Source organism: Frankia sp. BMG5.60, assembly GCF_059428125.1.
In genome coordinates this window covers 756,959-769,404 of sequence record NZ_CM182091.1, presented here as the reverse complement: position 1 = coordinate 769,404, position 12,446 = coordinate 756,959, and the positions used below count along the sequence as shown (strand labels likewise).

General features: G+C 73.2%; 8 protein-coding genes and 1 pseudogene. 5 read left to right on the top strand and 4 right to left on the bottom strand.

Annotated elements, in window-relative coordinates; translation table 11 throughout:
* Positions 1 to 44: 44 nt before the first annotated feature.
* The gene (locus AC5R91_RS03285) at positions 45 to 1,385 is read right to left on the bottom strand and encodes an ABC transporter substrate-binding protein (RefSeq protein ID WP_495395609.1); all 1,341 of its coding nucleotides are present in this window, start codon (positions 1,383 to 1,385) and stop codon (positions 45 to 47) included.
* Positions 1,386 to 1,859: 474 nt separating this feature from the next.
* On the opposite strand from AC5R91_RS03285, the gene AC5R91_RS03280 reads away from it, so the two are divergent.
* On the top strand, positions 1,860 to 2,657 hold the full coding sequence (locus AC5R91_RS03280) for an SDR family oxidoreductase (protein ID WP_495395608.1): 798 nt from the start codon (positions 1,860 to 1,862) through the stop codon (positions 2,655 to 2,657).
* Positions 2,658 to 2,685: 28 nt separating this feature from the next.
* Here the strand turns inward: AC5R91_RS03280 and AC5R91_RS03275 are convergent, their stop codons facing one another.
* Complete coding sequence (locus AC5R91_RS03275) at positions 2,686 to 2,976, bottom strand: hypothetical protein (protein WP_495395607.1); 291 nt, start codon at positions 2,974 to 2,976, stop codon at positions 2,686 to 2,688.
* A gap of 403 nt (positions 2,977 to 3,379) precedes the next feature.
* On the opposite strand from AC5R91_RS03275, the pseudogene AC5R91_RS03270 reads away from it, so the two are divergent.
* The 4 genes and pseudogenes from AC5R91_RS03270 to AC5R91_RS03255 all read left to right on the top strand — a co-directional run.
* Positions 3,380 to 5,131, top strand: a pseudogene (locus AC5R91_RS03270) (ABC transporter permease); the annotation flags it as partial.
* A 20-nt stretch (positions 5,132 to 5,151) separates the two neighbouring features.
* The gene (locus tag AC5R91_RS03265) at positions 5,152 to 6,123 is read left to right on the top strand and encodes an ABC transporter ATP-binding protein (protein WP_495397887.1); all 972 of its coding nucleotides are present in this window, start codon (positions 5,152 to 5,154) and stop codon (positions 6,121 to 6,123) included.
* Positions 6,124 to 6,563: 440 nt separating this feature from the next.
* Positions 6,564 to 7,364: an ABC transporter ATP-binding protein gene (locus AC5R91_RS03260; protein ID WP_495397886.1), complete on the top strand. Its 801-nt coding sequence runs from the start codon at positions 6,564 to 6,566 to the stop codon at positions 7,362 to 7,364.
* Between the two features lie 113 nt (positions 7,365 to 7,477).
* A complete protein-coding gene (locus tag AC5R91_RS03255) occupies positions 7,478 to 8,782 on the top strand; it encodes an ABC transporter substrate-binding protein (protein ID WP_495395606.1) in 1,305 nt (434 codons plus the stop codon).
* Positions 8,783 to 8,877: 95 nt separating this feature from the next.
* Here AC5R91_RS03255 and AC5R91_RS03250 read toward each other — a convergent pair whose 3' ends face one another.
* Both AC5R91_RS03250 and AC5R91_RS03245 read right to left on the bottom strand, forming a co-directional pair.
* Positions 8,878 to 9,753 (bottom strand): FadR/GntR family transcriptional regulator, encoded by an 876-nt coding sequence (locus AC5R91_RS03250; protein WP_495395605.1) that lies wholly within the window; start codon positions 9,751 to 9,753, stop codon positions 8,878 to 8,880.
* Positions 9,754 to 10,142: 389 nt separating this feature from the next.
* Entirely contained in the window at positions 10,143 to 12,443 is a 2,301-nt protein-coding gene (locus tag AC5R91_RS03245) for an acyl-CoA dehydrogenase family protein (RefSeq protein ID WP_495395604.1), read from the bottom strand.
* Positions 12,444 to 12,446: the final 3 nt, after the last annotated feature.

Here is a 12,446-nt window from a genome sequence, read left to right as displayed (position 1 = left end):
GGGCGCCCGTCTGCGTGTGCTGCCCGCTGGGGCGGGCGGGACCGTCAGCCCGCGCCGAGCTTGAAGATCCCCGTGGTGTCGAGGGAACGGAAGTTCGTCAGCGTGCCCTGCTTGTCGGCGTCCGCGATGAACCCGGTGGTGGAGCAGATGTTCGGCGAGACCGAGTTGGCCTTGCCGTTGCACTGGAAGGTGGCGCCGCCGCCGAGCGGGTACTTGGTGGGCGGCATGGTGTGCAGCGCCGTGGCGATGGCCGCGGAGCTGACGTCCGTGCCGGGCACCGAGTTCACGCCCCGCACCAGGCCCATCATGCCCTGGTAACCGCTCATGCTGATCGCGTCGAACTTCAGGCCCTTGCCGTAGGCGTCGAGCACGGCGTTGAACAGCTTGAACTCGGGCGTGGACGGGTCGACGTTGGCCTGCGCGATGATGTCCACGCCGGCGAAGCCGCCGGGGATCGACGCGCCGTGGTCGGCACCGATGCAGCGGTCCAGCGCGGTGATCGGCGCGGTGATGCCGAGCGCCTTGATCGCCTTGATGGCGCTGGCGCAGAACGTCGGGTCACCGATCACGTGGTACATCGCCGGCTTGTTCTTCTGCGCGGTCTGGACCTGCGGGGTCATGTCCGCGGTGCCCGGCGGGATCGCGATCACCTGGGCCTTGGCACCGGCGTTGGCGAAGAACGGCGGGACGAGCTGCTTGGCCGGCTCGCTGGCGGCGGGCACGTCGATGACGAACACGGCGGCGCTGGTCAGCTTCTTGTCCCGGGCGAAGGCGGCCGGGGTGCCGAACGAGGCCAGGGGGTTGCCCCAGATGAACACGTTCTTCGTCGTCAGGGTGGCCTGGGTCGCGACGAGGTTCATGGTCACCGGGATTCCCGCCGGCGCGACGATCTTCAGCCAGGGGTCGGTCTGCCCGGGGCTGCCGGCCGCGGCCACGGCGACCTTCTCCCGCAGGAACTGGTTACCGCAGGCCTGCGCGTTGGCCGGGACGGACTTGTCCTCGCAGGGGACGAGCTCGATCTTGTGACCGCGCAGGCCGCCGAGGTGGGCGTTGGCGTAGTCGACCACGGCCTGGGCGGCCCGGATCTCGCCGGAGGTGTCGACTGCCTGCGTGCGGCCGGTGCTGACCCAGCCGATCTTGACCGGGGTGCCGGTGGCGGCCTTGGCGGGGCCGAGCAGGCTGCTGTCGGCTTTCGTCGTGCCGCCCGTGCTGCCGCCACCGCCGCCGCTGCTGCCGCCGCAGGCCGCCACGCCGGTGGCGACCGCCACGGCGAGCGCCACGGCCGACAGGCCGGTGCGGGCGCGCCCGCCCGAACGGGACAGGTGCCCGCGGGAGCGGGTCGGACACGCGCGCCGAAGCGGTAATCGCGAGCTGGAGATATGCACGCTGGAACTCCTCATGGTGTTCGGGAAGTGCCCCGGGGCCGACCCGGGGTGGTGCGGGAGCCGAGCCCCGCGACGGGCGACGAGCCGGCGTCGAGTCCGTCGGCCGCTCGGTCGAGATCGTCAGACGGTCTGGTTCGTCGGGTCGAGGGGCTCGTGGGTGACGCGGCCGGGTGGGGTGACGCGGCGGGGTTCGTCGAACCTCCGACGCCTCTCCCGGCCGGCGGCCGGCGTGGTCCGCGGGAGGACGGCCTCCTCCGCGGGATCGTGTGGCGGCATCCGGACGGCGTCCGGCCGGCGGTCGGCTGACGTCCGGCCGCGATTGTGGCTTAGGTCACGTTGAGTTGTCAATGAGCCGTTGTGATCACCGGTGCCGGCTTCCGGTCGGCGCACGTGCCAGGATGGGAACGCCGTTCCCGGCCGGTGCGCGCGGGCACGGCAGCAGGGTGGAACCGTCCTGGTGGGAGAGGCAGAACAGTGGACCTTGGCATTCGTGACCGGGTGGCGCTCGTCGTCGGCGGCAGCAAGGGGATCGGGCTCGAGGTGGCGAGGATGCTCGCGGCGGAGGGCAGCCGCGTCGCCGTCGTCGCGCGCACGCAGCGCCACATCGACTCGGCCGTCGCGTCCATCGCGCAGGCCGGTGGCGAGGCGGTCGGGGTGTCGGCGGACATGAGCACCGCCGAGGGCATCGAGTCAGCCGTCGCCGAGGTCACCGAGCGCCTGGGGTCACCACTCATCGTGGTCACCCAGGCCGACTTCCACGTGCGCGGCTTCTTCGCCGAGATCACCCGGGCGGAGGACTACGTCGACTCCTACCGGACCTACACGCTCAGCCAGGTGCACATGCTGCGCGCGGTCCTGCCGGGGATGCAGGAGGCCGGGTTCGGGCGCTACGTCCACATCGGCTCGGCGACCGCCAAGGAGCCGCAGAGCTCCCCGCCGCACACGGTGGCCAACGCCACCCGGCCCTCCACGGTCGGCCTGCTCAAGAGCGTCGCCGACGAGTACGCCCGCCACGGCATCACCATCAACACGATCGCCCCGGGTTGGATCGCGACGAAGACGACGAACTGGTACCTGTCGACCCACGAGGGCCTGACCGAGCCGGACGCGCGCCGCGCGTGGATGATCGAGACCGCGGGGGTGCCGGCCGCCCGGCTCGGTGAGCCCGAGGAGATCGCCTCGTCGATCGTCTACCTGTGCTCGCGCCAGGCCGGCTACCTGACCGGGCACTACATCGCCGTCGACGGCGGCCACCACCGCTCGGCCTTCTGATCGGTCTGCCTGCCGGGTGCCCGCCGCGTCAGGCGGGCGCGCCGGGCCGGGCCGCCGCCGCCGCGAGACCCGCGATGGCGGAGTCCGGGGCCATGCCCTCGACGGTGGCCACCCGGCGGGCGAACAGCCAGCGGCCGTCCGCCTCGACGATCTCGTCGATCTCGTCGCGGTAGGTGCCCCAGTGGTCGAGGCCGCGCGTGCCGAGGTAGGCGAAGCAGGCGTACGTCGACGCGCTGCCGTCCGGGCGCGGGTCGATGTGGATCGAGCTCAGGTGGTGCCGCGACGGCCCGATGTTCGCGGCGATGAAGCTGTCCTTCACGCTGCGGAAGAACCCCAGCACGCTGGTGGGCGTCGAGTGGTGGCGCCGAGTGGCTGGTTGCGCCGGGCTGGGGTGGTCCCCGGGCGGCCCGGGCCCCGCGGACGCTGCGTGACGCCGGGCGCGGAGCGGGTCCTCCGCCTGGCCGCGAACCGGCCGTTTGCCACCCGTTCCGCCGCAGGTCACGGCATCGCTTGACAGGCTGTGAAGTAAGACACAAGAATCCAATGAGTTTAACTCAATCGGGGGGCCGGCGAGACCCGTCACGCTCCCCGAGGTCCTGTCGAGGCGCGGTGATCCGCGACCTGCGCAGGCCTGAGCGCCCCTCCCGCTCTGGGACGATCCTGCGGAGTGACTTTTGAGTCAACATATTGTTTTCCTGCTCCTCGGCCTCGGCAACGGTGCGGTGTTCGGTGCGCTCGCGCTCGCGCTCACCATCACCTACCGAAGCTCGGGGATCATCAACTTCGCGACGGGCAGCATCGCGCTGCTCGCCGCCTACGTCTACGCCTACCTGCGCTCCGGCGAGCTGATCAATCTGATCCCCGGCACGCCGACGACCATCGACATCGGTGGCGATTTACCGATGGGTGCCGCGCTGCCGATCGCGGTGGCGCTGTCCGCGCTGCTCGGCCTCGGGCTGCATCTGGTGATCTTCCGGCCGCTGCGCAACGCGCCGCCGGTCGCGAAGGCGGTCGCCTCGCTCGGCGTCTCGCTGGCCATCACCGCCCTGATCGCCGCGCGGATGGGGACCACCGCCGTCGCGGTCGACCCGATCTTCCCGACCGACCTGTGGAAGGCCGGCTCGATCAACGTCCCGAGCGACCGCGTCTACCTGGCGATCACCGTGCTCGCGCTCGCCACCGCGATCTCGCTCGTGTTCGCCCGCACCCGCTTCGGCCTCGCCACCCGCGCGACGGCGTCGAGCGAGAAGGGCGCCTACGTCAGCGGCATCTCCCCGGACCGGATCGCCGCCGGCAACTGGATGATCTCCTCGGCGGCGGCCGGGCTGGTCGGCATCCTCATCGCGCCGATCGTCCCGCTCATCCCCGTCTCCTACACGCTGTTCATCGTCCCCGCCCTGGCGGCGGCGATCATGGGTCGGTTCCAGTACGTCCTGTGGGCGGCGGTCGCCGGCATCGTCATCGGTGCCCTGCAGTCCGAGGCCCAGTACCTGCAGAACAACTACGACTGGCTGCCGTCGTCCGGCCTGCCGGAGCTCGTCCCGCTCGTCCTGATCCTCATCGTCCTCGTCGTGCGCGCCCAGCCGCTGCCCGGCCGCGGAGCGGTCATCACCCGCAACCTCGGCCGTGCCCCTCGACCGCACAACGTGGTGCTGCCGACCGTGGTTCCGACCGTGCTCGGTGTCGTGGGCCTCATCGCGTTCACCGGCGACCTGCGTGACGGGCTGATCTCCACGTTCGTCTACGCCGTCATCGCGCTGTCGGTCGTGGTCGTCACCGGCTACGCCGGGCAGGTGTCGTTCGCGCAGCTCCCGCTCGCCGGGGTCGCGGCGTTCCTGGTCGGGCCGATCTCCGAGCACCTGCACATCGCCTTCCCCTTCGCGCCGATCGTCGCCGCGCTCGGCGCCACCGTCGTCGGCGTGGTCATCGGACTGCCCGCGCTGCGCATCCGCGGGCTGACGGTCGCGGTGGTGACCTTCGCGCTGGCGTTCGCGCTGGAAGCGCTGTGGTTCCGCAACCTCGACTTCGTCGGCTCCTCCGGCGCGGCGGTGCCCAACCCGGAGATCTTCGGGTGGAACCTCGGCGTCGGCAGCGGCTCGGACTTCCCCCGGGTGACGTTCGGGGTGGTCTGCCTGCTCGTGCTCGTGCTCGTCGGGCTCGGCGTCGCCTGGCTGCGTACCAGCACGCTGGGCTCGCAGATGCTCGCCGTGCGCGCCAACGAGCGCTCCGCCGCCGCGGCCGGCGTCAACGTGGTGCGCGTCAAGCTCGCCGCGTTCGCGCTGGGGGCGTTCATCGCCGGCATCGGCGGTGCGCTGCTGGCCTACAAGTTCGGCAACGTCACCAACGACCCGTTCACCGCCATCGTCGGGCTGACCTTCTTCGGCACGGTCTACCTGGCCGGCACGACCTCGGTCTCCGGCGGCCTGCTCGCCGGGGTCACCGTCGTCAACGGGCTGCTCTACGCGCTCGTCGACAAGGTCGTCTCCACCGGGGTCTGGTACGAGGCGGTGGCGGCGCTGCTGCTGATCCTCACCGTCGTGTTCAACCCCGAGGGCGTCGTCGGCCCGGCCCACCAGTTGATCGAACGCCGCCGCTCGCGGTCCGCGACCACCCGGTCGGACGCGCTCGTCGCGCCCGAGGACGCCGTGGTCGCGCAGGCCGGCGAGATCGTCGCCGACGCCGAGGCGGTGACCGCCGCGTCGGCGGTCACCTTCGACGACGCCGGCGAGCCCCTGCTGACCGTGCGCGACCTCACCGTCCGCTACGGCGGTGTGCTCGCCGTCGACAACCTCTCCCTGGCCGTCCCCCGGGGCGGATCGTCGGCCTCATCGGCCCGAACGGCGCCGGCAAGACGACGGCGATCGACGCGATCAGCGGGTTCGCCCGGGCCACCGGCAGCGTCGCGCTCGCCGAGCAGGACGTGTCGGCGCTGCGCCCGCACGAGCGGGTCCGCGCCGGGCTCGGCCGGACCTTCCAGGCGATCGAGCTCTACGAGGACCTCAGCGTCCGGGAGAACGTCAGTGTCGGGCTGACCGCGGGCGCCTCGCGGCGCCAGGCCGGCAGTTCCAGTTCCGAAGAGGTCGCGGCGACCCTCACCCTGCTGCGGCTCACCGCCGTCGCCGACCGTCCCGCCGGCGAGCTCTCCCAGGGCCAGCGCCAGCTCGTCTCCATCGCCCGGGCACTCGTCGGGCGGCCGCGGGTGCTGCTGCTCGACGAACCCGCGGGTGGTCTCGACACGGTCGAGAGCCACTGGCTCGGCCAGCGGCTGCGCGACATCCGCGCCAGCGGCGTCACGATTCTCATGGTCGAACACGACATGAGCCTCGTGCTCAGCCTCTGCGACGAGATCCACGTGCTCAACTTCGGCAAGGTGATCGCGCACGGCACCCCGGCGGAGATCCGCAGCCATCCCGCGGTCGCCGAGGCCTATCTCGGCAGCACTCACGCGGAGGAGGTGTCGGCATGACCGGGACGAACGAGCCGACCGCGAACGAGCCCACCGTGACGAACGAGCCCACCGTGACGAACGAGCCGACCGTGACGAACGAGCCGACCGTGACGAACGAGCCGACCGTGACGAACGAGCCGACCGTGAAGGATGAGCCGACCGTGACCAGCGAACCGACCGCCGACAAGGCGACCGGGACGACGGACGCGGTGGTGGCCAAGCCGGCGGACGCGGCCAAGCCGGCGGACACGGCCAAGCCGGCCGACGCGGCCAAGGCTGCGGACACAGCCAAGCCGGCCGACACGGTCGACGCGGCCGAACCGGCTGGCACGACCGAACCGACCCCGGAGCAGGAGCCGACCGCCGCGCCGACGGTGGCTGCGCAGCCGGCCGCGGCCAGCGAGCCGGCCGCGGTGAAGGAGCCGGCCGCGGTGAAGGAGCCGGCGGTGATTCCCGCTATGGCGAGCGGGCCGGCGGTGGTGCAGGAGCCGGCCGCGGAGACCGCCGCGGCGGCGGCCGGCGGGGCCGGGACGGGCGCCGCCACGCCGCTGCTGACCGTGCGCGGGCTGGAGGCCGGCTACGGTGCCGTGCGGGTGGTCCGGTCGTTGGACCTGACCGCCGACAGCGGGACGGTGCTCGGCGTTCTCGGCCCGAACGGCTCCGGCAAGACCACCATGATGATGACCCTCGCCGGGCTGCTGCCGCGGCTGGGCGGCGAGGTGCTGGTGGACGGCTCGCCCGTGCCGGGGGGACGGCCGGCGGCGGCGAACCGGGCCGGCATCGTGCTCGTCCCCGACGACCGGGCGCTGTTCCCCGATCTCGACGTCCGGGAGAACCTCGTCGTCGCCCGGCGCTCCGGGGGATACAGTCTCGACGACGTCGTCGAGCTGTTCCCGAGCCTGGGCAAGCGGCTCAGCGTCGCGGCGGGGGCGCTGTCCGGCGGGGAGCAGCAGATGCTCGCCGTCGCCCGCGCGCTCGTGCAGAAGCCGCGGGTGCTGCTCATCGACGAGATGAGCATGGGGCTCGCGCCGGTGATCGTCGAGGGCCTGCTGCCCGTGGTCCGCCGGATCGCCGACGAGACCGGGGCCGTCGTCATCCTCGTCGAGCAGCACGTCCAGCTCGCGCTGGAGGTCGCCGACCAGGCGGTCGTGCTCGTGCACGGCGAGGTCGTCCGCAGCGGCCCGGCCGCCGACCTCGCCCATGACCGGGCCGGTCTCGAGGCCGCCTACCTGGGAGCCGAGGCGGGCGCCTCCGCCTGACCCCCCACATCCTTTCTGGCCCGCAACACGCACCATCCGCGCGCGGTCCGTGGACTGTCCGGTCCACGGACCGCACGTCCATGTAGTTGATGAGATGACTAAGGAGCACCACCGTGCGCTTGTTACCGCTTCGTTCCACGACGGCCGGCCGGCTGGTTGCGCGGCCGCGTGCCCGCACCGCGCTGACCGGTGTCCTGCTCGCCACCTCGCTGGTGGCTGCCGCCTGTGGTGGCAGCAGCGGTGGTGGTAGCAGCGGCGGGACGGCGAAGGCCGACTCGGCGCTGCTCGGTCCGGCGAAGGCCGCCACCGGCACCCCGGTGAAGATCGGCTGGATCGGCACCGGCCACACCCAGGCCGTGGACGCCTCGGCAGAGGAGAAGTCGGCGCAGGCCGCCGCCGACTACGCCAACGCCCACCTCGGTGGACTGCGCGGGCATCCGATCCAGATCGTCAGCTGTGAGGACAAATCCGTCCCCGCGGACGCCCAGGCGTGTGGCAACACGTTCGTCCGCGAAAAGGTCTCCGCGGTGGCCGGCGGTAGCCCGGGGCAGGCCGACCCGTGGATCAAGATCGTCTCTCCCGCCGGGATCCCGTCGGTGCTGAACCTGGTCGCGACGCAGACCGCGCTGACGACGAAGAACGTGTTCCTGCTCGGCAACCCGCTCGGGCCGTTCGGCACGGCGGCGGCGTACGCGCGTGAGGCCAAGCTGTCCCCGGCCGTCGTGCTCGTCATCGACGTGCCCGCGGCCAGCGGTCCGGCCAAGGCGCTCTCGCCGATCTTCTTCAACAACGCGGGAAGTAAGGCCACGGTCATCGCGATCCCGCCGGGTACCGCCGACATGACCCCGCAGATTCAGACCGCGCAGAAGGACAAGCCCGCGCTGTACCACGTCACGGGTGACCCGACCTTCTGCGCCAGCGCGATCAAGGCGATCAAGGCCCTCGGCATCAAGGCCACGATCACCGCGCTGGACCGCTGCGTCGGCACCGACAAGGGCGCCTCGATCCCCGGCGGCTTCGAAGGTGTGAAGATCATGGGTCAGGCCAACCAGGACCCGACCACGGCCGAGTACAAGCTGTACTCGGCCGTGATCGACGCCTACGGCAAGGGCCTGAAGACCGTCGACGCCTACACCGTCAGCGGCTACCAGGGCATGCTCGGCCTGATCCGCGCGGTCAACGCCGTCCCGGGCACCGACGTGACGCCGGCCGCGGTCGCCACGGCGATCAAGACGGCGCCGGCCACCCGCTACCCGATCGGTGGCGGGGCGACCTTCCAGTGCAACGGCAAGGCGAGCCCGGTGTCGCCGAACATCTGCTCGACCACCGGATTCGTCGCCGACGCGTCCAAGACCGGCACGTTGTCGAACTTCCGCACCATCGACGCGACCGGAATCTACAAGCTCGGCGCGAACTGACCCGTTCGTGACGAACTGACCCGCTCGTGAGCTGATCGCTCGTGAGCTGATCGCCTCGCCGAGGGCGTGGGCCGCGTGACCCGCGGTTCACGCCCTCAGGCGAGCAGGTCCAGGGTGGCGGCGTTGCGCCCGCCCCCGTCGAGGCCGCCCCCGTCGAGATAGGCGGCACCGGCCCGCAGATGGCGCCGCCACAACGCCTGCGCGCCGGCCGCGTCCCGTTCCTCGAGCAGGTCGACCAGGGCGTGATGCGCCCGGACGGTCGCCCGCTCGGTCTCGGCCTGCACCGACGTCCCGAGGTCGCTTGCGACCGCGGACCAGGTGGCGCGGTCGACGATCTCCCTGAGCATGCCGATGAGCAGCTCGAGGCTTTCGTTGCCCGCCAGCCGGACGACGAGGGCGTGGAAGTCGTTGTGCAGCCGGACCGTCTCGGCCGGATCGGCGCCGTGGCGCTCCAGCGCCGCGCGCAGCAGGCTCAGGTCGGCGCGCGTGCGCCGGCGGGCCAGCAGCCCCGCGACCGGCGGCTCCAGATACAGCCGCGCCTCCCACACGTCGGCGACCGTCGTGCCGCCATGCTCCAGCACCAGCCCCGCGTAGCGGGCCGCCACCTGCGGGCTCGGCGTCTGCACCCGCGCCCCGCCGCCCGCGCCGCGGCGCACCGTGATCAGCGACTCCGCCTCCAGGATGCGCAGCGCCTCCCGCAGCGTCGGCCGGGACACCCCGTACTGCGCGACGAGCAGCGCCTCCGTCGGCAGCGCCTGCCCCTCGACCAGCTCGCCGCGCACGATGCGCTGGCGCAGGTCGGCCGAGACCAGCTCGGCCATCTTCGGCACCCGCATCCGCTGCCCCACGACGCCGACCCCGCCCGCGCGGACCCCGCCCGCGCCGGTCCTGCCCACGGCGGTCCTGCCCACGGCGGTCCTGGCCGCGCTGGCGGTGACGCCGCCGCCAACGTCGGGCTCGACTGCTGGCATGCGCGTCTCCTCGGTGGGGCCGATCTCCAGGCTACCGGGCCCGGTAGGCACCGGACCGCTACACCGATCTTCAGGTTGCCGGGTCGGGGGAGCGGTCGGGGAGCGATGGCCGTGTTGCGGTGACGGCGTGGGGGTCTGAGTGGGGTCGACGCAGGCCGGCTTGGGCGCGGTGCCCGGTTCGGCGGAACACCACGATCGCCAGAGTTGGGGTCGGAGCCGGCTTCAGCCCGCTGGGTAGACGAGGAACAGCGTGCAGCCGGTGGGAGTCATCGAGTCGTGGCCCGGGCGCCTACCGGCGGGCGTTCCGGGTCCCGTGACGCGCCATCAGTCAGGACACCGGCCCGCCGGGCCGGCCTGAGCGGGCCGCCCCGGCGGTGGGAAGGTGCAGGTCAGCGGGGCATGCCGAGGACGCGTTCGGCGAGGATGTTGCGCATGATCTCGGTGGTGCCGCCGGCGATCGTCGCCGACCGCGACATCAGGTACTCCCGCTGCGCGCGGCGTCCGGTCGTCTCGGCGACGCCGGCGAGGCCGAGCGCGGCGAGGTGCGTCTCGCCCTGGTGCTGCATGGCCCGCGACCAGAGCAGCTTGATGACCGAGTGCTCGGCGCCGGGCGCGCCGCCCTCGGCGATGCGGCCGAGCGCGCGGCTGCCGAGCAGGCCGACGAGGCGGGCCTCGACGAGCCGGTCGGTGAGCTCCAGGCGGGTCTGCTCGTCCAGGCCGTGCCCGGACAGCGCCGTCACCAGGTCGTCGACGGACTGCTCCAGCCCGGCGGCGAGCTCGATGACACCCGCCCGCTCGAAGCCGAGTGTGGTCATCGTGACCGTCCAGCCGGCGTGCAGCGGGCCGAGCAGCGCGCTGCGCGGGACGCGGACGGAGTCGTAGAACACCTCGGCGAAGCCGCTCTCGCCGGTGATCATCGTGATCGGGCGGCGGGTGATGCCGGGCAGGTCGAGCGGCACGAGCAGCGCGGAGATCCCGCGGTGCGTCGGCGCGTCCGGGTCGGTGCGGGCGAGCAGCAGGCAGTGGGTCGCCTCCATGCCCTCCGACGTCCACACCTTCTGCCCGGTGATGACGAACTCGGCGTCGTCGCCGTCGCCGACGAGCTCCGCCCGGGTGCGCAGCGAGGCGAGGTCGCTGCCCGAACCGGGCTCGGAGAAGCCCTGGCACCAGATCTCGGTGCCGGCCTGGATCGCCGGCAGGTGCGCCTTCTGCTCGGGCGTGCCGTAGCGCATGAGCGTCGGGGCGACGTTGTTCAGGCCGAGGACGCCGCCGAGCGGCTGCGGCGCCCGGTGGGTCGCCATGACCCGGTCGCAGGCGACCTGGTCGACGATGCCGAGCCCGCGCCCGCCGTACTCCACCGGCCACTGCGGGGCGACCCAGCCGACCGAGTGCAGCGCCTGCTGCCAGGCCATCCGGGAGGGGAAGGACACCTCGTCGCCCCAGGTCTCGCGCCAGGCGGGCAGCAGGGTGGCGACGTGCCCGGCGAGCTCCGCGGCGGGCCCGGAGTCGGGCACGCTCAGCGTCGGGCGGGCCCCGGCGCCGCGCCGCGTCGGGTCGAGCCGGGCGCGGTGCGCGGCGGCGCCGCCGAGCAGCGGCGCGCCGGCCGCGGCGCGGCGCAGGTACAGGTGGACCTCGTGCTCCCAGGTGAAGCCGATTCCACCGAGGATCTGCAGGTACTCGTTGGAGACGACGTGGGCGGCGCGCCCGGCGGCGAGCAGGGCCAGCGCCAGGGCGTCGTCGAGCTCGGCCGGGTCGGCGGCGTCGTCGTCGAGGCGGGCGGCGAGGTGGCGGGTGGCCGCGCGGGCCTGCTCGACCTCGGCGAGCATCTCGGCGCAGCGGTGCTTGATGGCCTGGAAGGAGCCGATCGGCCGGCCGAACTGGTGGCGGTCGGCCGCGTAGGCGACCGCGCCGGTCAGGCAGTGCCCGGCGAGACCGGTGAACTCGGCGGCCAGCGCCAGCGCCGCGGTGGCCTGACCCCGGCGCACCGCCGCGGTCGCCTCGCCGCCCGCCGCCAGCACGGTGCCCGGGGTGTCGCGCAGGGTCAGCGTGCCGAGTGGTCGGGTGGGGTCGACGCCGTCGATGCGGGTCAGGTCGAACCCGGCCGCGCCGGCGTCGACCGCGACCAGCAGCGGACCGCCCGGTGCCCCGGCGAGCACCAGCACGTGGGCCGCCTCCGGCGACAGCACGGCCGAGACCTCGCCGGTGAGAGCCACTGGCGCACCGTCCGAGGGCGCGCCGGCCGGCGATGCGGGGGATGCCGCGGCCACACGCACCGAGCCGGGGGCGCCCCACAGATCCTCGTGCGCGGTCCAGGCGAGGGTCGCCACCGTCCCCTCGGCGACGGCGCCGAGCAGCGCCGACGCCGCCGCGCCGGGCAGCGCCTGCAGGGTTCCGAGCACCGCCGCGGCGCCGACGCTCGGCACCGGCGCGAGCACCGCGCCGACCGCCTCCAGGGCGACGGCGAGATCGACCCACCGCCCGCCGGCGCCGCCCTGCTCCTCGGCCAGCGGCAGGCCCGCCAGCCCCACCTCGGCCAGCGCCGCCCACACCGGCAGCTCCGAGACCCGCGCCGGGTCGGCGATCTGCTTGTGCCGCTCGTCGGCGGGCCAGTGGCGGGCGAGCTGGCCGACCACCGCCTCGGTGAGCGCGGACTGTTCCTCGGTGTCGGCGACCCCGACCTGGTCGATCACTGC

What these genes read in the sequence shown, in the direction of transcription:
- AC5R91_RS03260 (WP_495397886.1), top strand. Translation starts at nt 6,564, where the DNA reads ATGGCGAGCGGGCCGGCGGTGGTGCAGGAGCCGGCCGCGGAGACCGCC.
- AC5R91_RS03250 (WP_495395605.1), bottom strand. Translation starts at nt 9,753, where the DNA reads ATGCCAGCAGTCGAGCCCGACGTTGGCGGCGGCGTCACCGCCAGCGCG.